Raw genomic sequence first — 23,046 nt, forward strand, 5'->3', positions numbered from 1 at the left:
CTCTCCAAAGGAGAGGAAAAAAAAATATTTAAAAGTCTCCCCTACCGGGGGAGATTTAGAGGGGGTCGGGCTGCTACTTTAGCACATTATTTGACTATATTAAGCGCATCGATCTTCACCTTTGAAAAATTAATACAATTGAAAAAAATACTACGAATAGCCCTCAAAACAATACTTTGGATACTGGTGAGTGTAGTTTTACTGGTTATCCTTGTAGTTATTTTGATACAGGTGCCTGCCGTACAAAATTTTGCTAAAAATAAAGCGGTAACTTTTTTACAAAACAAAATCCACACTAAAGTTAAAATTGGCCACATCAGCCTTGGCCTTCCCAAACTGCTGGTGTTGGAAGATGTATACTTTGAAGACCAGAAGAAAGACACCCTGATAGCCGGCGAAAAATTAAAGGTTGATATCAGCATGCTGAAACTGTTGCACAACCAGGTAGAGGTTAGTGAAATTAACCTGCAGGGCATTACCGCCAACATAAACCGGGGCGCCGACAGCGTTTTTAATTTCGATTACATTATCAAGGCATTTGCAGGCGAACAAAAAAAGGAAGTTAAGCCTGAGGATACAACGTCTACCATGAAATTTTCTATAGATAAGGTAAACCTGGATAGGATCAATGTAAAATACAAGGATTTAACAACCGGCAACGATGTAAAATTCCTCCTCGGCCACTTTGATACCCGGATAAAGGATTTTGATATGGATAAAATGAAGTTTACCATACCCAAAATTACTTTGTCGGGCGTAAATGCACGCATCATTCAAACACCGGCAGGGTCCTCAATAGCGCAGGCGGCCAAGGTAGATACCGCGGTACAACCCCTCAACCTGGATTTGAACCTGGGGCAGATAGATCTGTCTAAAATAAAAGTTGATTACCAAAGCAGCGAAATGACGGCCAATATCAACTTTGATAAACTTTTGGCTGAGGTAGATAAGATGGACCTCAAACATCAAAAAGTGGCCATCAAAAACATCGAACTGAATGATACTAAAGCGGCTTTAACTTTTGCCAAGCCCCAAACTGTAGCCAAAGCCATTATCAAAACCGCCAAAAAACTGGATACGCTGGTGGCCTCGCCGCAGTCATCGCGCTGGGCGATTACTTTAGGGAAGATCAGCTTGATCAACAATAACGTTAAGTTTGATAATAACGCGCAAAAGACTATAGCCAAGGGCCTGGATTATGCCCATATGGACATCCGCGACCTTAATGCCAATGCCGAAAATATTTCCTATAACCCGGATACTATTTCGGGGAAAATCAACAGCTTTTCCTTTGCAGAAAAAAGCGGGTTAAAGATCAATAAGTTTCATACAGCATTTTTTTATGGGCCTACCAGCGCCTATATGAACGACCTGCTGTTGCAAACGCCGCAAACCACATTGCAAAAATCGGTACAGGTGCGGTATCCTTCTATTGCAGCTATCAGTAAAAATATTGGCTCGTTAGGTATTAATGCCAATTTGGACGGGAGCCGCCTGGGGTTAAAAGATGTGTTACTATTGATGCCAACTATGGCTGCCATGGAACCATTTAAATCGTCGCCGGGCGCAGTATTTAAAATAAACGGCAAAGTAAGGGGTCAGGTAAATAACCTGGATATCCCCAGCCTGGATATTGCCGGCCTAAGCAATACCCGCATTAAGGCATCGGCTAAGCTTAAAGGCCTGCCCGATATAAACAAGGCCTATTTTGATGTTACCATAAATGATTTTAACACCAGCCGTACTGATATTGCCAAACTGGCGCCCGCAGGCAGCATCCCGGAAAACGTAACCATTCCCGAAAATATGAACCTGAAGGGGAATTTTAAAGGTGGGATGTACACTTTTAATACCAAACTGGGGTTGAGATCGAGCCTTGGCGCTGCAGATGTTATTGCATCGGTAAAAAACTTACAAAACAAGCAAAAGGCAAGTTATAAGGCCAATATTAAAGTTAACGGGCTAAACGTAGGCGCACTCACCAAACAACCGCAAACCGTAGGTAAAATTACGTTAACCGCTAATATAGATGGTTATGGCCTTCACCCTAAAACGGCCAATATTAAATTTAATGGTAACCTGGCCAGCGCTTATGTTAAAGGTTATACCTATAAAAACCTGGTTTTAAAAGGCAGTTCGCACAATGGAGCTTACACCGCTGTAGCCCGAATGAAGGACCCTAATATTGATTTTAGCCTGGATGCCAAAGCCAACCTGAATAAAAAATATCCATCGGCAACGGGAACTTTAACCGTTGACAGCATCAACCTTAAAAAACTTAATTTTACTGCGGGCGAAATGCGTTTTCATGGTAAGGTAGTAGCTGCTGTGCCAACTGCCGATCCTGATTACCTGAACGCCGATGTTGAGGCTACCGATTTATTGGTGGTAAACGGAACCCAACGCATAAAATTGGATACAATAAGCCTAATATCTACCGCTAATGCCGATAGCAGCACCTTACGCTTAACAACGCCTGTATTGAGTGCCCACATGGCCGGCAAATACAAACTTACGCAGGTTGGCGATGCTGTGCGGGATGTGATCAATAAATACTTTAACACCGCCATTGCAGGCGGGCAGCAGGTGGCCGTTACCAAAAAGGACGCAAAAGGTAAAACGGTTAAAACCGGTAAAGTTAAACCTGCCGTTGCCGCCAAATATTCGCCGCAGCAATTTGTGTTTGATGCTAAACTGGTTAAAACACCTTTGCTTACCCAGTTTGCGCCCGATTTAAAACAACTTGATCCGGTACTGTTAAAAGGAAGCTTTAACAGCGAAAGTGGCGAACTTATTGTAAACGGATCGATACCAAAAGTAGTTTACGGTACCAATACCATTAACAAGGGAAGCCTGAAAATAAATACAGGCAACAATGCGCTCAATTATAATCTATCTGTAGATGAAGTAAAAGTTGGCTCATCGGTTGATCTGTTGTATACCAGCCTGTCTGGCAGCGCCCAAAACAACAAGCTGGGCATAAACTTACAGGTAAGGGATGCTGCAAAAAAGGAGCGTTTTCGTGTAGCAGGTACTTTGGGCGTCTTGCCGGATGAATACCGGTTTAGCTTTAACCAGGATGGCCTGCTGCTGGATTATATGCCCTGGGCGGTTAATGCCGATAACTTTTTGCAATACGGGCCAAAAGGAATATTAGCCAATAATTTTACGGTAGCCAATAATAACCAGGTGCTTAGCATCAACAGCAAAACGCAGGAAACAAATGCCCCGATTGATGTTAAGTTCAGCAATTTTAAAATAGAGGGACTTGCCAAAATGGCCAAACAGGATAGCCTGCAGGTAGGCGGCGTTATTAACGGCGATGCGGAGATTAGTAACTTCCAGGCCTCGCCGGTATTTACGGCGGCCATCAACATCAACGACTTTAATTTTAAAGGGGATACCGTAGGAAACATCGCCTTAAAGGTAAATAACCAAACAGCCAATGCTTACGCCGCCAATATGGATATTACGGGCAAAGGGAACCAGGTTAAGCTGGATGGTATTTATTACACAGACCCCGAAAATAAGTTTGATCTTAACCTGAACATTGTAACCTTAAACATGAAAAGCATCGAAGGTTTTACTTTTGGTAGTTTACGCAATTCATCCGGTAATATTAGTGGTCAGTTAAAAATATCGGGAACAACTACAGCCCCGTCTATCCGCGGCGACGTTAATTTTAACAAAGTGGGTTTTAATGTAGCCATGCTCAACTCTTATTTTACTATGCCTAAGGAGAGCATTACTTTTAATGACCAGGGAATACGCTTTAACGATTTTACGCTGGTTGATTCAACCGGGAACAAAGCCATTGTTACCGGCAGTGTGTACACTAAAAACTATACAGATTTTGCATTTGGATTAGATATCAACTCCAGTAACTTCAGGGCCGTAAACTCTACCCAGGCAGATAATAAGTTGTTTTACGGCAAGCTTTACGTTGATAGCCGTATCACCATCCGGGGTAATACCATAAAGCCTGTGGTTGACGCCACCCTAACAGTAAACCCCAAAACAGACATGACTTTTGTGCTGCCAACTACCGATCCGGCTATTGAGGACAGGGAAGGTGTGGTTGAAGCTATCGATCGAAATGCGCCAAAACTCGACTCGATACTGCTGGCCCGGCAGTTGGATTCGCTCAAAAAAGCGGATGTAAAAGGGTTGGATGTATCGGCCAATATAAAAATAGATAAGGATGCTGCTTTCACTATCGTGGTTGACGAACGTAACGGCGATATAGTGCATTTGAAGGGCGAAGCCAATTTAAACGGCGGTATTGATCCTAGCGGAAAAATAAATTTAACGGGAACTTATGTAGTTAATTCGGGCTCATATAACCTGGCTTATGCTACTGTAAAGCGCACCTTCCAGTTTAAAAAAGGCAGTACCATTGTATGGACGGGCGACCCCACCAGCGCTAACATTGATTTGACCGCGGTATATGTAGCTAACGTGCCCCCGATAGACCTGGTAGAAAATCAGCTATCGGCAAATGATAATTCGGTGATGTATAAGCAGAAGCTGCCATTTAATGTTAACCTGAGCCTTAAAAACCAACTATTAACACCAGATATCAGCTTTGATATTGTTTTGCCCGAAGGCAATTACACCGTATCATCAGATGTGGTAAACAACGTTAATACGCGGCTTGCCCAGGTTAGGCAGGACCCTAACGAGCTTAATAAGCAGGTGTTAGGTGTACTGGTGCTGGGCCACTTTATTGGCGATAACCCACTGCAAAGCCAGGGTGGCGGTGGTGGCGTAGAAGGGGCCATCCGCAATAGTGTGAGTAGTTTGTTATCTGACCAGCTGAATAAATTGGCCGGGAACCTGATCTCGGGCGTCGATCTGAATTTTGGATTGACATCGGGCGAGGATTATTCATCGGGCACGGCAACAAACCGTACTGATTTAAACGTTGGCCTATCCAAACGTTTCCTGAACGACAGGCTCACGGTAACCGTAGGCAACAATTTTAACCTTGAAGGTGCCCAGCAGGGGCAAAAAGCCACCAATATTGCCGGCGATGTTTCGGTAGGTTATAAATTGAGCAAGGATGGCCGGTATGCATTACGCGCCTACCGCAAGGATGAGTTTATTGTGATACAAGGCCAGGTTATTGAAACGGGTTTGGGTTTTACGCTAACCGTAGATTATAACCGGTTCAGGGAGATCTTCCGTAAGCGTACCGAGGAAGAAAAAGCACTACGCCGCAAATACAGGCAGGAACAAAAAGAAAAAGAAAAAGCCAAAGAGGCCGCCGATAAAGCAGCCGCAGAAAAAGCGCAAAATACACCTACAAGCTAAGCCGCCATGAGCAAACATTTAAGATATATATTGATATTAACTGTTTTACTAAACGCCTGTAGTAATACAAAATACCTGGCACCAGGTCAAAAACTATACACAGGGAGCGAGGTGAAAATAGCCGATAAGGATTCTATCAAAAAAAGTGAGCAAAGTTTGATAACCAACGATTTAACATCATTATTAAGGCCTTATCCCAACAGCTCTATTTTAGGGCTAAGGGTAAAACTATATATATACAACATCACCAAAACAAAAAAAACAAAAGGGCTTGCACACTGGCTCAACACTAAATTTGGCGAGCCGCCGGTGTTAATAAGCGCGGTAGATGTTGAAAAAAATGCCAGTATACTTCAAAACCGCATGCAAAATATCAGCTATTTTCAGGCGATGGTTGATGGGGATACCATTAGCAAGGGTAAAACAGCTAAAGCAGTATATACCGTACATGCAGGCCCAGCTTATAAAATAAGGAAAGTAGCTTTTCCCGGCGGGGTCGAAGATGCTGATACTGCCATTGTAGGCACGGCCGCCAAAACGTTATTGAAACCGGGCGATAAGTTTAATCTTGATGTAATTAAAAATGAGCGCCTGCGAATTGACGCGAAATTAAAAGAGGAGGGCTTTTTCTTTTTTTCGCCCGACGATATTATTGTGCAGTATGATAGTACTGTTGCTAATCACCAGGTTGACCTGTTTGTTAAAATAAAAAACAGCACCGTTGAACGGGCCAAGGAAGTTTACACTATCCGGAATATTTATGTGTATCCCAATTATTCGTTAACAGACACCTCGCTGATGCTCGACAAAGCGAAGCATTACCGCTGGTATAACATAGTGGAAAGACGAAAAACCATCAGCAGCTTTGCATTTGCCAATACGGTATTGCTGCATCCTAATGATGTTTACAGCCGGACGGTTCATAATAATTCGCTGAACAGGTTTGTAAACCTCGGGCCTTATAAATTTGTAAAAAACAGGTTCGAGGATGTTACACCCGATTCGCCTAAGCTGGATGTGTATTATTTTTTAACGCCATACAAGCGTAAATCATTACAATTTGAGATTTTGGGCCGTACTACATCGGCCAATTATACCGGCACGCAGGTAAACCTGAGCTGGAAACACCGGAACGCCTTTAAAGGCGGAGAAGCATTAGGTGTTACGCTTTTTGGTAGCTCTGATGTACAGGTAGGAGGGGGCAACAACGGTTTTAATGTGTACCAGTTTGGTATTCAAACCACTTTATCGTGGCCACGGTTTATAAGCCCAATTGAGCCCAGGGCCGATAATGCTTATATACCGCATACCAATTTAACGTTGGGCTATACTATTGTTAACCGGCAAAAGCTTTACAACCTAAACTCATATAATGCCACATTTGGCTACAACTGGAAAGAAAACAAGCATCGAACGCATGAGTTGAATGTGTTGAATTTTACATTTGTAAATCCCTTGAGTGTATCCCAGCTATACCTTGATAGCCTAAGCGGCGTAAAGCATCCCGGAGTGTTACCAAACCCGGCTTTAAAACACGTTATAGATAAGCAGCTGATATTGGGGCCAAGCTATAGTTATACGTATACCAACACTACCGACGACTATCGTACCAACACCATGTACTATAACGGCAAGGTAAGCTTATCTAATAATTTATACGGGTTGGTTACCGGTGCCGATACAACCGCGGGTAAAGTGCGTAAGCTGTTTGGCGCCACTTTCAATCAATATGTAAAATTGGAAAATGAGATACGATATTTCCATAAAACGGCGCCGAATAGTACTATAGCCTCCAGGGTTATTTTGGGCGTTGGGTTGCCCTACGGTAACTCCACTCAGTTACCGTATAGTCAGCAGTTTTTCATAGGCGGGCCTAACAGCTTGCGGGGGTTCCAGGCCAGATCAATTGGTCCGGGGCACTTTAATCCAACGGCAACTGTGGCCCAGAATAATTTCCTGCCCGATGAATCTGGCGATATCAAGCTTGAAGCCAATATTGAATACCGGCCAAAACTGTTTAGCATTGTTCGCGGCGCATTATTTGCCGATGCCGGTAACATTTGGCTGCTTAATTCAAACGGAGGCCAGCCTGGTGGCGTGTTCAGTAAAAAATTTATTAATGATATAGCGGTCGACGTTGGCTTTGGGTTGCGCTTTGATATTACGGTACTGGTATTGCGGACAGACTTGGGCGTGCCGCTTCGTACCCCCTACGTTCGCCCCGGCGAACCCCAGTGGAATCTTGACTGGCACAGGAGCGTATTTAACCTGGCAATAGGATATCCTTTTTAGTTATTGAGTTATCGATTTGCTGAATTAGCGAGTTAAACATACTTGAAAACTCAGGGATCGCTTTTAAAAGTTAATGCTGGAGAAAGGTAGCTCCTAAGGAGCAAAAAATGGTTAAATTATTTGTTTCTACAAACAGGTAGCCTCTACGAGGCAGCTTAAAAGTGTATTATCTGGTAAAGGTTAACCGTTTGTAGCTGAAAAAGTTTAAAAGCAATTTCCCTGCCTGAACACCCACCAATTCAGTTATCAATAATTATAATCTGCATATTTGCACATCTGTAATCTGCACATCTAAAATGACATCTATTCCACTCCAGATCATCGACCTGCATGACGATGGCTACCATCCGCTAATTGAGGTGATCCTGTTTGGCAAAGCATTTATTATGGTGTTAGACACCGGTGCATCAAAAACCGCTTTTGACCAAAGCATGCTGGCCGGGGCGAGTGAGGCAACTTCCATACTGGAGAGCGACAGGTTATCAACAGGCTTAGGGACCAATACCATGCAATCATTCACGGCGCTAATCAGCGGCATGCAGATAGGCGGTTTATTGGTTGATGAATTTGAAGTTGCCGTATTGGATTTGTCCACCATCAACATAGCCTATGGCCAGATGGGGCATCCCCAGGTATTGGGTGTTTTAGGCGGCGATATTTTGATGAAATACAGGGCCGTAATTGACTACGGCAAGCGGGTTATAAAACTAAAAAAGCCCCGCTTAAAAGCGAGGCTGAATATTAACTTTAAATAGCATCTGCACATCTGAAATCTGCACATCTGCACATCAATCCTATGTATCTATCTTAGCGTATTTAGCATTGCGCTCAATAAACTCGCGGCGTGGAGCAACCTCATCGCCCATCAGCATGCTGAAGGTATGATCGCATTCGGCGGCGTTTTCGATGGTAGCACGTTTAAGGGTACGGGTGGCCGGGTTCATGGTGGTATCCCAAAGCTGGATATCGTTCATCTCGCCCAAACCTTTGTAACGTTGTACGTGTACGCTATCTTCTTTACCGGCGCCTTTAAGGCGTTGTATAGCGGCGTCGCGCTGTACATCATTCCAACAGTATTCAAATTCTTTACCTTTTTTTACTTGGTACAATGGTGGCGATGCAATATAAACATAGCCAGCTTCAACCAATTCCTTCATATAACGGAAGAAGAACGTAAGGATCAACGTTGTAATGTGCGATCCATCCACGTCGGCATCCGTCATGATGATGATTTTGTGGTAACGTAGTTTAGTGATATTTAAAGCTTTATCATCATCGGGTGTACCGCGGCTTACGCCAAGGCCGGTAAACATGTTCTTGATCTCTTCGTTCTCGTAAATTTTGTGCTCCATGGCCTTCTCCACGTTCAGGATTTTACCACGTAAAGGTAAAATTGCCTGGTATTCGCGGTCGCGGCCCTGTTTGGCGGTACCACCCGCCGAGTCACCCTCTACCAGGTATAGCTCACACAGTGACGGATCGTTATTGGCACAATCAGATAATTTACCCGGCAGGCCAGATCCGGTCATTACACTCTTGCGTTGTACCAGTTCGCGTGCTTTACGGGCAGCGGCACGGGCGGTAGCGGCAAGTATTACTTTGTTTACAATTAGCTTGGCTTCTTTGGGGTTTTCTTCCAGGAAGTTGCCCAATATTTCGCCTACTGCCATATCAACGGCGCCCATCACCTCGTTGTTACCCAATTTGGTTTTGGTTTGGCCTTCAAACTGCGGCTCCTGCACTTTAACAGAAATTACAGCGGTTAATCCCTCGCGGAAGTCATCACCGGTAATTTCCATCTTCATGTTTTTCAACAGTCCCGATTTATCGGCATACGCTTTCAGGGTACGGGTCAATCCACGGCGGAAACCCGCTACGTGTGTACCACCCTCAATGGTATTGATGTTATTTACGTACGAGAATACATTCTCGGAGTAAGTATCATTATATTGAAAGGCAAGTTCAACAGGGATACCATTCTTTACACCATCCAAATAGATGGGATCCGGAATGATAGAAGTACGGGTGCCATCTAAAAACTTAACAAACTCGCGTAACCCTCCTTCAGAGTAAAACTCCTCGGTTGGGTACGATCCATCCTCGTTAGGGATGCGCTCATCGGTTAAGCTAAGGCGGATACCTTTATTTAAGAATGAAAGTTCGCGCAGGCGGCCGGCAAGTGTATCGTATTTATACTCGGTTGTGAGTGTGAATATGGTAGCATCCGGTTTAAATATGATGGTAGTGCCCCTTTTGTCTGTTTCGCCAATAGTTTTAACCTCGAACAAAGGTTTACCTTCTGAGTATTCCTGTGTCCAAACTTTACCTTCGCGGTAAACTAAAGCGGTAAGGTGAATAGATAGCGCGTTAACGCAACTTACACCCACACCATGCAAACCGCCGGATACCTTATAGGTATCCTTATCAAATTTACCACCGGCGTGCAATACGGTCATTACCACCTCTAAAGCCGATTTTTTCTCTTTAGTGTGCATGGCGGTCGGGATACCGCGACCATTATCTTCAACCCTTATCGAGTTATCTTTTAGTATAAAAACCTTAATTGTGTCGCAGTGGCCGGCAAGGGCTTCGTCGATAGAGTTATCAACAACCTCATATACCAAATGGTGCAAACCTTTAACGCCTGTATCACCAATGTACATGGACGGACGCTTACGTACCGCCTCTAAACCTTCTAATACCTGTATATTATCTGCTGAATAATTGGATTTGTCCTGATTTTCTTCGCTCATATTTATTTAGTACAACAACCTTCAAAAGTACGAAATTTTGACGGTAATGACGAATGATTGTGGATAAAAAACGAGGTGTGGATAGATGTGCAGATATGTAGATTTCAGATGTGCAGATGTTTTTCCAGATATGCAAATGCGCAGATTAATAATTTAGGTGGAGGAGATGATTAATCGGATGACGGTAAGCGCAATACTTTCAAATTGATCATCATCTGCATATCTGAAATCTGCATATCTGCACATCCCCCCTCATCTGCACATCTGAAATCTGTAATTTGCACATCAAATTAGGATACTTGCAACGAAAGTTTATCTTTGTCAAACTTTTTAAATTTTTACGTGAGATAATGAAAACTACTGTTTCAACTTTAACAAAATTCACCTTCGGGATATTAATTGCAGGCAGCATTGCGGCCTGTAACCAAAATAAAACTGCCGACAAACCAGGCGCAGCCGCTACCACTGTAAGTGATGGCAAAGAAGCAATTGTTTATATCAACTCTGATACTTTATTAAGTAAATATGAGTATACAAAAGATATGAACAAACGCCTGGAAGAAAAAGGCAAAGCCTCACAAGGCGATTTGCAAAATAAAGGCCAGGCATTTCAGCGTGAAGTTGCCGAATATCAAAAAAGCCAGGCTACATTATCAGCCGACCAGCGCCAGGCCACCGAGCAACGCTTACAACGTAAACAACAAGAATTACAAGGTTACCAGCAAAATGCTACTGCTGAGTTCCAAAACCTGCAGTCTACAGAAGCCACGAAGCAGTACGATAAAATTGCAGATTTTGCTAAAGCTTACGCCAAAGAAAAGGGTTACAAACTGGTGTTGTTATACTCAAAAGCAAACCCAACCGTATTATATGGCGATCCATCGTTAGATGTAACCACCGACGTGGTTAAAAGGCTTAACGACGCTTACGCGAAGGAGAAAAAATAAAATCGATTTGAAAATTTGAGAATTTGAAGATTTGAAAATGAAAAGCATCTTCAAACTTTCAAATTGCCGAATTCTCAAATTTCAAATAAAACCTCAACTCCGGCTGAGGTTTTTTAATTTAGAGGACTATGGAAAACACGGCACACGAAAAATTTATGCGGATAGCAATTGAGCTATCCGAGTATAATGTTAAGCAGGGAACGGGTGGCCCTTTTGGCGCTGTTATAACTAAAGATGGTATGATCCTGGCCCGTAGTGCCAACCGGGTCGTGTCTACCAATGATCCAACCGCGCATGCCGAAGTATCGGTTATTCGGCTGGCCTGCCAGGAATTGGGGACTTATGACCTTTCCGGTTGCGAAATTTACACCAGTTGCGAACCATGCCCCATGTGTCTTGGCGCTATTTACTGGGCCCGTATTGATAAAGTTTATTACGCCAACACCAAAGCCGATGCCGCAGCCATTGGTTTTGACGACCATGACATATACGATGAACTGGAAAGCCCTATGGCCGACAGGAAGCTGCTTTTTGTCCAACTACTCCGCGATGAAGCCATGGCTGTTTTTAAGCTGTGGGAAATAGAGGAGAATAAGACGAAGTATTGACTTTATATTATATGTCATTGCGAGCGTAGCGCGGCAATCGCGAACTGTGCAATTGCAGTCTGTATAGTTCGCGATTGCTTCGTTCCTCGCAATGACATGGTACTTGGTTAATCTTCTTCCTCGTCTTTCTCAAAAAAATTATCCTTTAAATCATCAATCTCGCGGCGGTCGAGTTTAGTGGGGCGACCGGCACCTCTATCACGTTTAAGGATGGGGGCGTGAAACATGGATTTAAAAGCCTGGGTTTGTTCAACCGGCGTTATGTCCAGGTAATAATCAACCGCTTTTTTTGCATCAACCCTGTTTTCCAACAGGCCGGTTACACGAATCACCTTCCGGTCGGGACCTTTTGCCACCTGGTAGGTATCACCAATTTTTACCTCGTATGAAGGTTTTATGTTTTTGCTATCGAGCTTTACGCGCCCGGCTTTGCATGCATCAGATGCCAGTGTGCGGGTTTTAAAAATGCGGATAGCCCACAGGTATTTATCAATTCTTAGTTTTTCTTTTTCGGCCATTGTTTATTCAATTAGGCAACAATAGTTTAGCCAGCCTGTCAGCTAAATCGTCTATATCTTTTTTTCGGGCAAGTTTGAGCACCCAATCTTCGGGTATTTTTTCAAAACCGTAGTGCAGGCCTGCCAGGCCACCGGTTACTGCGCCGGTGGTATCAGTATCAAGCCCCAAATTTACAGCTTTAAGTACAGCTTCCGTATACGTTGTTGTGGTTAACAGGCACCAAATGCTTGCCTCGAGCGTGTGTAAAACATAGCCACTACTATTTATCTCGCTTTCGGGAGCGTCATAAATATTGCCGGCCAAAAGGCGGTCAAATAGTTTTATCTCGTCCCTGCTGATGGTTGTTGTATCAAGAAACGCTGCGACTTCAGCCTTTACCTCATGATAAATAGTATACAAATCATTACCCGTTAAAAGTTTTCTCGCAAATTCCAGGTAATAAAAACAAGTAATTGCCGACCGGACATGACCGTGGGTAATGGAGGACACATCTTTGGTTATAGCAAAACGCTCTGCTATCGGCAAATCCATAATGTAAACCAGCAATGGCAAAATTCGCATCAGTGAACCATTTCCGTTCGACCATGAATCAAATCCGCCGGCAAGGTTTGGTTGTACGCCCCTTACTATCCTTTCAATAGCCTGTTGTGTAGTTATGCCAACATCAAAAACTTCGCCCCGGGCCGTCCAATAATTGTCGCAACGCCATCTTACAAAATTGTTGGCAATATCATGTATATCGTAACCATTGGTTAACGATTCGGCAAGGCAAAAGGTAAGTGAACTATCATCAGACCATGTGCCGGGTAACTGGTCATAAGTGCCAAACCCGATCATGTCGGTTACCGGCTTTTTTGAAATTTCTTCCCTTGATTTAAACTCAACAGGAACGCCGATAGCGTCGCCAACGGCAACACCAAACAGAATATCTTTACAAAAATTGCTATGATTGGGCATTTAATTTACGCTGGTTCCGGTTATTTTAGTTTTGGCCGGCACTTGCGCAAAATTAAGCAATCCAACTAATAAATCTACTGGTTGCTTTGCCAGGCCTCCAGGTCTTTTTTTATGAATTTGTGGTACAGGTATTCTGCATAACCAACGCTGATATAATCAGGAAATTTCCAGTTTGGATAATAGGCTCTTTTGATCCATTTTAAAAAGCTAAAAAATGCGATGCCGGCAATCATAAGTAAGGAGACTGTCAGCAAAGCGATGCAAAAGAAAGCCATAACGTTCATAATGAGGGGGGAGATTAGGTTGGTGAATTTGTGTTTTATAACGGCAATGATAAATGTAATTTATCATAACCATATAACTTATGTCATTAAAAATCAGCGTATTTAGCTTTGGGCGTAATAGTTAATATATTTTTGCCTTAAGGTTGATTTTTTAATAATGAAGATAGGTTTACCGGCCTGGTACAAAAGCAAAGGGCTAACAAGTTATTGAAGCTAATCCTGTATTTTTCCTTAAAAATCCTTTAATTTGCCAAAAGTTAATTTATCAATGCAAGATCTTAAAAAAATGATTGAAGATTCCTGGGAAGACAGGAATCTGCTGAATTATAATGAATATATCACCGCTATTGAAACCGTTGTTGAACGGTTAGACAAAGGCGAGATCCGTGTAGCCGAAATGATTGGTACGCGCTGGCACGTAAACGAGTGGATAAAAAAGGCTGTTATCCTTTATTTTCCTACCCGCAGCATGAAAGAAATTAAGGTTGGTCCTTTTGTTTTTCATGATAAAATGGATTTGAAAACCGATTATAAAGCAAACGGCGTTCGTGTAGTTCCGCATGGTATTGCCCGTTATGGCGCATACCTTGCAAAGGGTGTTATTATGATGCCGTCGTACGTAAACATTGGCGCGTACGTTGATGAAGGTACCATGGTTGATACCTGGGCTACAGTGGGCTCATGCGCGCAAATTGGTAAGCATGTACACCTGAGTGGCGGCGTAGGCATTGGCGGCGTTTTGGAGCCTTTACAAGCTGCTCCCGTGATCATTGAAGACAACTGCTTCCTTGGCTCGAGGGCCATCGTTGTAGAGGGTGTACATGTTGAGCACGAGGCGGTGTTGGGCGCCAACGTGGTTTTAACCGCATCAACCAAAATTATTGATGTAACCCAGTCGACCCCGGTTGAATATAAAGGCCGTGTACCTGCCCGCTCGGTAGTTATACCTGGTTCATATACCAAAAAATTCCCTGCAGGCGATTACCAGGTGCCTTGCGCACTTATCATCGGCACCCGCAAAGAGTCGACAGATAAAAAAACCTCTCTTAACGATGCGTTGAGGGAAAATAATGTAGCGGTTTAAAGGTAGATTTGAGATGTTAGATATGAGATTTGAGACCGCTTCAAACGCGGCTGTTTTAATCTCATATCTAACATCTCACATCTCATATCTAAAATATGAAAATAGGATACGATGCCAAGCGGGCTTTTTATAACAATACGGGCCTCGGAAACTACAGCCGCTGGCTTATTAAAACGCTGGCATATTTCCATCCCGAAAACGCCTATTTTTTATATACACCAAAAGCTAAACCAAATGTAAGGCTTAAGTTTTTGGGCGATCATGGCAATGTTTTTACTTTAACGCCTGCCAGCAAATTTTTTACTTCCTGGTGGCGTAGCAAAGGTATTGTTAAGGATTTATTGCGCGATGGTATCCAATTGTATCATGGCCTTAGCCATGAGTTGCCTTCGGGCATTGCCAATAGCGGCATACGGTCGGTTGTCACGATACATGATCTTATTTTTATGCGCTATCCTAAGCAGTTTGGCTGGTTTAATTATCGTATTTACCTCGCCAAAGTAAAATATGCCTGCAAGGTAGCCGATAAAATCATCGCCATAAGTGCGAAAACCAAGGCCGATTTGGTAGAGCTGTTGGACATCAACCCCCAAAAAATTGAAGTAATTTACCAGGGCTGCGACGTTATATTTGACGTTACAAAAACGCCCGATCAAAAAGCCGCGGTAAAGCTAAAATACAACCTGCCCGATAAATTTTTGTTGAGCATAGGCACTATCGAAGAACGTAAAAACCTGTTACTAACGGTAGTGGCCTTAAGAAACATTGATGGCGATATCCCTTTAGTGGTAATCGGTAAGCCAACAAAATACACCGACGAAGTAAACGCCTACATTGCTGCCGGTAATTTAACCAGCCGTGTTATTTTTTTAAGGGATATTCCGTTTGATGAATTGCCGGTCATTTATCAATTAGCGTCGGTATTTATTTACCCATCGCGCTATGAAGGTTTTGGTATCCCGGTTTTAGAGGCTTTAAACTCCGGTACCCCGGTTATAGCAGCAACAGGCTCATGCCTGGAAGAAGCCGGTGGCCCCGGCAGCAGATACGTGGATCCGGACGATGCGGCTGGTTTGGCCAAAGAGGTAAACCAGATACTTAACGACGATAGTTTAAGGCAAGCCATGATAACACGGGGGATTGAACATGCTGCTAATTTTAACGACGACAAACTGGCCCTGCAATTGCAGCGGTTATACACCAATACATTGAACAATGCTTAGAGACGAAGTTGCCAACGCATTTAAAGTACTGCAAGAGGGAGGTATTATCCTGTACCCAACAGATACTATTTGGGGCATAGGTTGCGATGCCACAAATACTGAAGCCATCAAAAAGATTTTTCGCCTGAAACAACGCGATGAGGCCAAAAGTATGGTGATATTAGTTGATACCGAGAACAAATTGGAAAGTTATGTTCAGGAAGTTAACCCGTTGGCTTATGACCTGATTGAATATGCAGAAAACCCCCTAACCCTGGTAATGCCGGGCGCTAAAAACCTGTCGCCTGCAGTAATAGCTGCCGATGGGAGCGTAGCCATCCGGGTAAGCAATCATGACTTTTGCAAGCAATTAATACAGCGGCTGCGCAAGCCCCTGGTATCTACATCGGCCAACATCAGCGGTAAGCCATCGCCTCAATATTTTTCGCAAATTGACCAGGAAATTATTGATGGTGTTGATTACGTTGTTGACCTGGAACAGCACAATAAAGAAATCCGCAATCCATCAACCATCATGAAGCTGGCCCCCGATGGAAGTTTTGAATTCATCCGGCGGTAGGGGGAAGAGTATCAAGTAATTAGTATCAAGTATCAAGATTTTGGTTTTTCGGAATAGGCTTGAAAAAAATCAAAACAAAGCTTCCCAAAAGTATTTCCCACCACTCACCACTCACCACTCACCACTCAGACTAATGACTAATTCCCCGCTCTTTCGCTGCTTTCGCTCAGGCGTTTAATCAACTCGTCATTAAACTCCTGCTCGCTTTTGTAAAGCATACTCACTTTTTCGGGTGGAAGGATTTTGGCAAAGGCATCCCTGTAACGCTTGCGGATGGCTACCAGCTGGCTTTCGTAGTAAATTTCTTTGTCTATCTGCTCGGTACCGTTTGATGTGGCCTTGGAGTTATTTAAGCGTTTTAAGATACGTACAGCAGTTAACTCCTGCTGATACGAACGATATAATGGCCAAAATTTACGCCCTTCCTCGTCGCTCAGGTCAAGTTGCCTGCTTATGTAGTTATTACGGGCTGCCTCAAGCTTGGCACCTGTTCCTTTTTTAAGCTTAGTGTTAGGAGTTACCCGTCCGCCCGGCACCAGTTGGGCCTGCGCACGTGAGTGATAACCCACCGCTATAAAAAAGAGTACTATAAAAATATGCCTGATCAATTTAACCATTAAAACTCCTTATTAATTAGCGTCTATATAATCCGACAGATTTTCGTCTACATTTGAGCTGTTACTTTTCTGGTTAGCATCCATCAATGTGCGGGTGTCGCTCGCATCGCTGTGCAATTCCAGGTAACTTTTTATTTCATCTACAGGTACAGCCGAAACCTGCTCATGTAAAAATGAGTGGTTATGATCCGGAACAGAATTTCCTTTAAGCAAAACAGTAATGCTTATTAAAACCGCGAAACAAGCGGCGGTAGCATACCTGAAAGTGCCCGATGCAAGCATCTTGCGTACAATACTGCGTTTATCAACAGCCTGTTTAAAACTGATAACATTGTCGGTTTCTTCAACCTCAACTGTCATAACCTCGTTAACTGTTTTATTTAAAATGTTTTGGCTTAATTGCTCAAAATAGTTTGCAGGTACTGCAAAAGTTTCGGCTTCATTGTTCATCAGCTCCTCTACCGCTATACGGCTTTGGATATTGCTGCTTAGCTCGTCAAAATAATTTTCAGGGACCGCAAAACCTTCATCCTGGTTATCCAAATATTCTTCGATAGCCACCCTGCTTTGGATGTTATTATCCAATTCCCCGAAATAATTTTCGGGAACGCTAAAGCTCTCAGCGTCGTTATTCACGTATTGCTCAATGGCAATCCTGCTTTGGATTTGGCTGGCTTGCTCGTCAAAAAAATTTTCGGGCGTGGTAAAGCCGGTTTCTTCAGTACCTAAAGCTGCCTCAATATTTATGCGGCTTTGTATGTTGCTGTTTAATTGTTCAAAGTAATTTTCAGGAATAGTAAACCCTTCGGATGAGTTTTTAAGCTCTTCCAGCCTGATGCGTGATGTTATGTGCTGCGCTAATTCATCGAAATAGCCAGCAGGCACCAAAAACGGGTTGCTTGCGCCAACCTGCTTTAGTGACTCAAAGTCATCCAGCCATTCCCTATTGTCCATATCGCTTTTCATACATAACTATAGATGAACAAAGTGCTAAAAGGTTTAACGTAATTCTGAATTAATTCTGTATTTAATCTTTTGATATTAAATATGCCTCTATCTTCTTGACTGCCAGGTGAAAAGAGGCTTTTAAAGCGCCTACACTTGTGCCCAAAACTGCCGAAATTTCTTCATACTTCATATCCTCATAATATTTCATGTTGAATACAAGCTTTTGTTTTTCGGGCAAGGTAAGCAATGCTTCCTGCAGTTTACGCTGCGCTGCATCGCCGTTAAAATAGGTCGAATCGGCCAGCGTATCGGCCAGTTCATAAGCAACATCATCCAACGAAACATTATTTTTAAGTTTTTTCTTATTCAAAAAAGTAATGCATTCGTTGGATGCTATGCGGTACATCCAGGTATAAAGCTGCGCGTCATTTCTGAAGCCCAACAGGTTTTTCCAAACTTTTACAAAAACGTCCTGGGTAAGGTCGTCCGCATCGTCATGATCAATAACCATGCGCCTTACGTGCCAGTAAATTTTTTGCTGGTATTTTTTAAGCAACAGGTTAAACGCTTCGTTACGCGTTTTTTCGTCCTGGAATTTGCTTAAAATCTCTGAATCTTCTACCTGCACCAACATTTTATAATTTTTATAGTTAAATGCTAATTAAGCATTTTTGTTTTTTCTTTCGATCACCTTTTTAACGGCCAGCACAATATGTTCTGCATCTAAACCGTATTTGGTCATCAGTTGCTCAGGCGTTCCGCTTTCGCCAAAGCTGTCATTAACGGCAATGTACTCCTGCGGGGCCGGCGTATTCACGGCAAGCAGTTGCGCTATGCTATCGCCCAAACCTCCTAAACGGTTATGCTCTTCGGCTGTAACAACGCAGCCGGTTTTAGCTACCGATTTTAATACCGCTTCGGCATCCAAAGGTTTAATGGTATGAATGTTAATGATCTCGGCATCAATGCCTTGCTCTGCCAAAATCTCGCCTGCTAAAATAGCCTGCCATACCAGGTGACCGGTGGCAAATATACTAACATCCGCGCCTTCATTCACCATCCATGCTTTTCCGATCTCGAATTTTTGGTCAGGATCGGTAAAAATAGGAACAACCGGGCGGCCAAAACGCAGGTAGACCGGGCCTTCATAATCGGCAATGGCCATGGTGGCAGCCTTGGTTTGGTTATAATCGCAAGGGTTAATTACTGTCATCCCGGGCAGCATTTTCATCATGCCTATGTCTTCCAATATTTGGTGGGTGGCGCCATCTTCGCCCAAAGTTAAACCGGCATGCGATGCGCAAACCTTAACATTTTTGTTGGAGTAAGCTATTGACTGGCGGATTTGATCATACACCCTGCCTGTTGAAAAGTTGGCAAAAGTACCGGTGAAAGGTATTTTACCGCCAATGGTCATACCTGCGGCAATACACATCATGTTTGCTTCGGCAATACCAACCTGAACAAAACGCTCAGGAAATTCTTTAATAAAATCATTCATTTTTAACGATCCTATAAGGTCGGCGCAAAGTGCAACCACCTGGTCGTTTTTTCTGCCGGCTTCCAGCAGCCCGGCGCCAAAGCCCGAGCGGGTATCTTTTTTATCTGTATAAGTATACTTTTTCATTTCTGTTGGGATAGGGTTTTACGTGGGACGTTATACGTTGGACGTTTTACGTGGTACGTGTTATTTAAATGGTACGTTAACTGATGGGCTTTGTGCTTTCTGGCAAACGTAGAACGTATAACGTCCCACGTACAACCTAAAAAAGCATGGATAGCCTAATAGTCGCCCAAAGTTTCTTCCAATTGTGCTAAAGCTAATTTAAGCTGTTCGTCGTTTGGCGCAATACCATGCCATTTGTGGCTGCCTGCCATAAAATCAACGCCGTAACCCATTTCGGTGTGCATCAATATCATAATAGGTTTGCCCTGGCCTGTACGGCTCTTAGCCAACTCCAACGTTTTAACAACATCGGCCATATCATTACCTTTCATCTCCAAAACATCCCATCCAAAAGCTACCCATTTGGCATGCAAATCGCCAAGAGACAATACTAAATTGGTTGGTCCATCAATTTGCTGTCCGTTAACATCAATGGTCGAGATTAAATTATCAACCTTGTTGTGCGGCGCAAACATGGCTGCTTCCCAAATCTGGCCTTCCTGTAACTCGCCATCGCCATGTAAGGTGTACACAAGCGATTTATCGCCATTCAATTTTTTAGCTAAAGCCGCGCCGATGGCAACAGATAAACCCTGGCCTAATGAACCCGATGCAATGCGTACTCCCGGTAAATGCTCATGGGTTGTAGGGTGGCCTTGTAACCGTGTATTTAACTTACGGAAAGTTGCAAGTTCTGCTTTATCATAATAGCCTGCATGCGCCAGGGTGCTGTAAAACACCGGCGAAATGTGGCCGTTTGATAAGAAGAAAAGGTCTTCGCCAATACCATCCATGTTGAATTTAGGATCGTGGTTCATCGCCTCAAAGTATAGGGCGGTAAAAAAATCTGTGCAACCTAATGATCCACCTGGGTGGCCCGATTGACAACCATGTACCATACGTACAATGTCGCGCCTGATTTGCGACGCGGTTTTTTCTAAGTCTTGAATTGTTGATTTCATTATGAATTTAGGAAACTGAACGGCTAAAGTAAAAATAATTATTGTTCTTTTAACACTTATTTTACTAAGTCGAGCACTTGTTGTGATGAGTTCTTGGTATCTACTTTACTGATGAGGTGCTGGATAATGCCATTACCATCAATAATAAAAGTAGTGCGGGCGGTGCCCATATATTGCTTGCCGTACATGTTCTTCTCTACCCAAACGCCATAGGCTTCTACAATGGCTTTTTCTTCATCGGCAATCAGGGTAAAAGGCAGGCTATACTTGGTTTCGAATTTTTTATGGGATTTTTCGTCGTCGGTGCTTACGCCAATCACTTCATAACCTTTGCTTAGCAACGATTGGTAGTTATCCCTGAAATCGCACGATTCGGCTGTGCAGCCTGGGGTATCATCTTTCGGGTAAAAATATAGGATTACGTTTTTGCCCTTATAGTCAGATAATGACACCGTATTTCCGTTTTGATCTTTTGCTGTAAAATCAGGGGCTTTATCGCCTTCTTTTAGTGTTGACATAGTTTTAAGATATTATCTATAAAAATCTGCGGTAAAATCTGCAAAATTGTTTTTGTTATCTGCCAGGACCAGTTTGAAGGTATGCTTACCCGGCGCGATATCGCTGCCAAAGGTATAACTTAGAATTTTAGTTTTATAATCCAATTCCATTAAAACCCACTTATTATCAATGGTTCCGGCGTAAGTTTTAATGCCCGATAGGTTATCGCTCATCCTGAAACTGATAGTGCGGGCAGCTTTCAAATTGCTGCCATCGTGGATGTTGAGCGGATGGATCACAGGCGGGATTGTATCTAACTTAATAAAATAATCGCCAAAGGTGCTTGCCTGCGATTTTACCCAGCCATCTTGGTAGTAACCGCCTACGCAGCCTATGGTAGTACTTACAATAACAGCCTTATCGGTGTACTTGCCCAAATCAACCTCAGGTTTTATCCACAGCTCATAGTTTTCATGAATGGGGGTAAGGCGGTTATGGATATGATGTAAAGATGAATAGCCTCCTGTGGGTTTTGGAGATATGGAATAAATAAAGTCCAGGTCATCATACAAATTTCCGGGCATCACGGTAACCTTTACTTTATCGGTACTAAACTCGCTTTTTGTATCGTAGTGAAAAAGCGTGCCGGCTATTTTGTTGGGCACCGCATTAAAAGGACTTGCCTGTACTTTTAATTTTAAGGTTGATGTATTGCCGGCTACATCTTTTACTACATATTCAACATCATGCAGTGCATTATCATTAAAGGTGATGATACCCCGGTTAACGGATTGCGGATAAAGCGAAATATGGCTGCCCGGCATAATAAAACATTTTTGCATCCAACGGCGGCCAAGGGTATACGATGGATAATCGATATAGGCATTAATAGCATGTGTTTGATCAAACGCGAAACGCTCTACGGCAAAGGTATATACGGTTTGGCCGTCCAGCTTTAATTCAACCGAGTAGATGCCATTGTGGTTGGCCGATGTACTGTTCATATCGGTGGCATTGATGCCGAAACCAATGTTGCCGCTTAAATGGAGCACCTGTGGTTTGGCCAGGTGATAATTACCCGCAGCGCCGTTTACTGCCATAAACTCGTGCTGTGTTTTTTCGCTGAATGGATTGCCATTTAAATGATAAATGCCAATGGAACTAATAGTAGGCTGCACCTCGTCTGGAATGGTTAGTCCGAATAGTTGGGGATTGATGGTTTCTTCCGTTTGGGTATCCCTGATCTCGAAATGCACATGCGGGCCGGCAGATGCGCCCGCGTTACCGGAGATAGCCACTACGTCATTTTTGCAAACCGTAACCTGGGCAGGGGGCAATTTGAAATCGGCCTCGTAAGTTTGATGCTCGTATTGATAGGCTTTAACCAGCGCCGCTACGGCAGGCGTAAAAGCTTGTAAGTGACCGTATACTGTTGTATATCCATTAGGGTGCGTAATATAAATAGCCCGCCCGAAGCCGCCAAACTGAACGCGCACCCGCGAGATATACCCATCATTCACAGCGTAAACCGGGTAGCCGGTACGCTGGTTGGTTTTAAAATCGAGCCCCGAGTGAAAATGTGCGGGCCTTAGTTCGCCAAATGAACCCGCAGTGGTATGTGGCAGCAGATCAAGCGGGTAGCGGAAATAGTTTTGTGGATACTGCCTGCTTTGAATGGTGGTGGTTTGTGCCTGTAAATGTGTGCAGACGCCTAAAAATAATATGGAGAAGAGGACAATTGTTTTTTTAATCATGCTTGATAGCGGAATAATTTTAATTCGATAATATAGATGACATCGTAATAATCCTGTCATGC

Annotated in this window: 19 protein-coding genes; 8 read left to right on the forward strand and 11 right to left on the reverse strand. The window is 43.3% G+C overall.

Features of this window, described 5'->3' with window-relative positions; all coding sequences use genetic code 11:
• The first annotated feature begins 138 nt into the window (after positions 1-138).
• The 3 genes from AC1DXF_RS08820 to AC1DXF_RS08830 all read left to right on the forward strand — a co-directional run bounded on the left by AC1DXF_RS08820 (position 139) and on the right by AC1DXF_RS08830 (position 8,360).
• Complete coding sequence (locus AC1DXF_RS08820) at positions 139-5,313, forward strand: translocation/assembly module TamB domain-containing protein (RefSeq protein ID WP_477447940.1); 5,175 nt, start codon at positions 139-141, stop codon at positions 5,311-5,313.
• A gap of 6 nt (positions 5,314-5,319) precedes the next feature.
• Positions 5,320-7,605: a translocation and assembly module lipoprotein TamL gene (tamL, locus tag AC1DXF_RS08825; protein WP_477447941.1), complete on the forward strand. Its 2,286-nt coding sequence runs from the start codon at positions 5,320-5,322 to the stop codon at positions 7,603-7,605.
• 296 nt (positions 7,606-7,901) lie between these two features.
• Positions 7,902-8,360 (forward strand): aspartyl protease family protein, encoded by a 459-nt coding sequence (locus AC1DXF_RS08830; protein ID WP_477447942.1) that lies wholly within the window; start codon positions 7,902-7,904, stop codon positions 8,358-8,360.
• 39 nt (positions 8,361-8,399) lie between these two features.
• On the opposite strand, the gene gyrB is transcribed toward AC1DXF_RS08830, so the two are convergent.
• Positions 8,400-10,358, reverse strand: coding sequence for a DNA topoisomerase (ATP-hydrolyzing) subunit B (gene gyrB / locus AC1DXF_RS08835; protein WP_477447943.1), 1,959 nt, complete (start codon positions 10,356-10,358; stop codon positions 8,400-8,402).
• Positions 10,359-10,708: 350 nt separating this feature from the next.
• Between gyrB and AC1DXF_RS08840 the strand changes: the two genes are divergently transcribed.
• Positions 10,709-11,305 (forward strand): OmpH/Skp family outer membrane protein, encoded by a 597-nt coding sequence (locus AC1DXF_RS08840; RefSeq protein WP_477447944.1) that lies wholly within the window; start codon positions 10,709-10,711, stop codon positions 11,303-11,305.
• Between the two features lie 128 nt (positions 11,306-11,433).
• Complete coding sequence (locus tag AC1DXF_RS08845; protein ID WP_477447945.1) at positions 11,434-11,913, forward strand: nucleoside deaminase; 480 nt, start codon at positions 11,434-11,436, stop codon at positions 11,911-11,913.
• Positions 11,914-12,020: 107 nt separating this feature from the next.
• On the opposite strand, the gene AC1DXF_RS08850 is transcribed toward AC1DXF_RS08845, so the two are convergent.
• The 3 genes from AC1DXF_RS08850 to AC1DXF_RS08860 all read right to left on the reverse strand — a co-directional run bounded on the left by AC1DXF_RS08850 (position 12,021) and on the right by AC1DXF_RS08860 (position 13,622).
• On the reverse strand, positions 12,021-12,431 hold the full coding sequence (locus tag AC1DXF_RS08850) for an RNA-binding S4 domain-containing protein (protein ID WP_477447946.1): 411 nt from the start codon (positions 12,429-12,431) through the stop codon (positions 12,021-12,023).
• A 7-nt stretch (positions 12,432-12,438) separates the two neighbouring features.
• Complete coding sequence (locus tag AC1DXF_RS08855) at positions 12,439-13,389, reverse strand: ADP-ribosylglycohydrolase family protein (RefSeq protein ID WP_477447947.1); 951 nt, start codon at positions 13,387-13,389, stop codon at positions 12,439-12,441.
• Between the two features lie 74 nt (positions 13,390-13,463).
• Positions 13,464-13,622 (reverse strand): hypothetical protein, encoded by a 159-nt coding sequence (locus AC1DXF_RS08860; protein WP_477447948.1) that lies wholly within the window; start codon positions 13,620-13,622, stop codon positions 13,464-13,466.
• A 319-nt stretch (positions 13,623-13,941) separates the two neighbouring features.
• Here AC1DXF_RS08860 and AC1DXF_RS08865 point away from each other — a divergent pair, with 319 nt between their 5' ends.
• The 3 genes from AC1DXF_RS08865 (at position 13,942) to AC1DXF_RS08875 (ending at position 16,539) form a co-directional block, all read left to right on the forward strand.
• Positions 13,942-14,757 carry a 2,3,4,5-tetrahydropyridine-2,6-dicarboxylate N-succinyltransferase gene (locus tag AC1DXF_RS08865; protein ID WP_477447949.1) on the forward strand — a complete coding sequence of 272 codons (816 nt, stop codon included), beginning with the start codon at positions 13,942-13,944 and terminating at the stop codon, positions 14,755-14,757.
• Positions 14,758-14,852: 95 nt separating this feature from the next.
• Positions 14,853-15,980: a glycosyltransferase family 4 protein gene (locus AC1DXF_RS08870; protein WP_477447950.1), complete on the forward strand. Its 1,128-nt coding sequence runs from the start codon at positions 14,853-14,855 to the stop codon at positions 15,978-15,980.
• Positions 15,973-16,539: an L-threonylcarbamoyladenylate synthase gene (locus tag AC1DXF_RS08875; protein WP_477447951.1), complete on the forward strand. Its 567-nt coding sequence runs from the start codon at positions 15,973-15,975 to the stop codon at positions 16,537-16,539. Before AC1DXF_RS08870 ends, AC1DXF_RS08875 begins: the two co-directional genes overlap by 8 nt.
• Positions 16,540-16,676: 137 nt before the next feature.
• On the opposite strand, the gene AC1DXF_RS08880 is transcribed toward AC1DXF_RS08875, so the two are convergent.
• The 7 genes from AC1DXF_RS08880 to AC1DXF_RS08910 form a co-directional block, all read right to left on the reverse strand.
• A complete protein-coding gene (locus AC1DXF_RS08880; protein ID WP_477447952.1) occupies positions 16,677-17,156 on the reverse strand; it encodes a hypothetical protein in 480 nt (159 codons plus the stop codon).
• Positions 17,157-17,168: 12 nt separating this feature from the next.
• A complete protein-coding gene (locus AC1DXF_RS08885) occupies positions 17,169-18,110 on the reverse strand; it encodes a hypothetical protein (RefSeq protein WP_477447953.1) in 942 nt (313 codons plus the stop codon).
• 73 nt (positions 18,111-18,183) lie between these two features.
• Complete coding sequence (locus AC1DXF_RS08890; protein WP_274212024.1) at positions 18,184-18,738, reverse strand: RNA polymerase sigma factor; 555 nt, start codon at positions 18,736-18,738, stop codon at positions 18,184-18,186.
• Between the two features lie 27 nt (positions 18,739-18,765).
• Positions 18,766-19,731 (reverse strand): transketolase family protein, encoded by a 966-nt coding sequence (locus AC1DXF_RS08895; RefSeq protein WP_477447954.1) that lies wholly within the window; start codon positions 19,729-19,731, stop codon positions 18,766-18,768.
• A 155-nt stretch (positions 19,732-19,886) separates the two neighbouring features.
• Positions 19,887-20,732 (reverse strand): transketolase, encoded by an 846-nt coding sequence (locus AC1DXF_RS08900; protein WP_274212025.1) that lies wholly within the window; start codon positions 20,730-20,732, stop codon positions 19,887-19,889.
• 56 nt (positions 20,733-20,788) lie between these two features.
• A complete protein-coding gene (gene bcp, locus AC1DXF_RS08905) occupies positions 20,789-21,250 on the reverse strand; it encodes a thioredoxin-dependent thiol peroxidase (protein ID WP_477447955.1) in 462 nt (153 codons plus the stop codon).
• A 12-nt stretch (positions 21,251-21,262) separates the two neighbouring features.
• Positions 21,263-22,984, reverse strand: a complete 1,722-nt coding sequence (locus tag AC1DXF_RS08910; protein WP_477447956.1) for a M23 family metallopeptidase — start codon at positions 22,982-22,984, stop codon at positions 21,263-21,265.
• Positions 22,985-23,046: the final 62 nt, after the last annotated feature.

This window comes from Mucilaginibacter sp. P2_A5 (assembly GCF_056404995.1).

Coding starts and splice junctions, on each gene's coding strand:
- AC1DXF_RS08875 (WP_477447951.1), top strand. CDS start 15,973: ATGCTTAGAGACGAAGTTGCCAACGCATTTAAAGTACTGCAAGAGGGA.
- AC1DXF_RS08900 (WP_274212025.1), bottom strand. CDS start 20,732: ATGAAATCAACAATTCAAGACTTAGAAAAAACCGCGTCGCAAATCAGG.
- AC1DXF_RS08870 (WP_477447950.1), top strand. CDS start 14,853: ATGAAAATAGGATACGATGCCAAGCGGGCTTTTTATAACAATACGGGC.
- AC1DXF_RS08865 (WP_477447949.1), top strand. CDS start 13,942: ATGCAAGATCTTAAAAAAATGATTGAAGATTCCTGGGAAGACAGGAAT.
- AC1DXF_RS08860 (WP_477447948.1), bottom strand. CDS start 13,622: ATGATTGCCGGCATCGCATTTTTTAGCTTTTTAAAATGGATCAAAAGA.
- AC1DXF_RS08910 (WP_477447956.1), bottom strand. CDS start 22,984: ATGATTAAAAAAACAATTGTCCTCTTCTCCATATTATTTTTAGGCGTC.
- AC1DXF_RS08890 (WP_274212024.1), bottom strand. CDS start 18,738: ATGTTGGTGCAGGTAGAAGATTCAGAGATTTTAAGCAAATTCCAGGAC.
- AC1DXF_RS08830 (WP_477447942.1), top strand. CDS start 7,902: ATGACATCTATTCCACTCCAGATCATCGACCTGCATGACGATGGCTAC.
- AC1DXF_RS08840 (WP_477447944.1), top strand. CDS start 10,709: ATGAAAACTACTGTTTCAACTTTAACAAAATTCACCTTCGGGATATTA.
- gyrB (WP_477447943.1), bottom strand. CDS start 10,358: ATGAGCGAAGAAAATCAGGACAAATCCAATTATTCAGCAGATAATATA.
- AC1DXF_RS08855 (WP_477447947.1), bottom strand. CDS start 13,389: ATGCCCAATCATAGCAATTTTTGTAAAGATATTCTGTTTGGTGTTGCC.
- AC1DXF_RS08850 (WP_477447946.1), bottom strand. CDS start 12,431: ATGGCCGAAAAAGAAAAACTAAGAATTGATAAATACCTGTGGGCTATC.
- tamL (WP_477447941.1), top strand. CDS start 5,320: ATGAGCAAACATTTAAGATATATATTGATATTAACTGTTTTACTAAAC.
- AC1DXF_RS08895 (WP_477447954.1), bottom strand. CDS start 19,731: ATGAAAAAGTATACTTATACAGATAAAAAAGATACCCGCTCGGGCTTT.
- AC1DXF_RS08880 (WP_477447952.1), bottom strand. CDS start 17,156: ATGGTTAAATTGATCAGGCATATTTTTATAGTACTCTTTTTTATAGCG.
- bcp (WP_477447955.1), bottom strand. CDS start 21,250: ATGTCAACACTAAAAGAAGGCGATAAAGCCCCTGATTTTACAGCAAAA.
- AC1DXF_RS08885 (WP_477447953.1), bottom strand. CDS start 18,110: ATGGACAATAGGGAATGGCTGGATGACTTTGAGTCACTAAAGCAGGTT.
- AC1DXF_RS08845 (WP_477447945.1), top strand. CDS start 11,434: ATGGAAAACACGGCACACGAAAAATTTATGCGGATAGCAATTGAGCTA.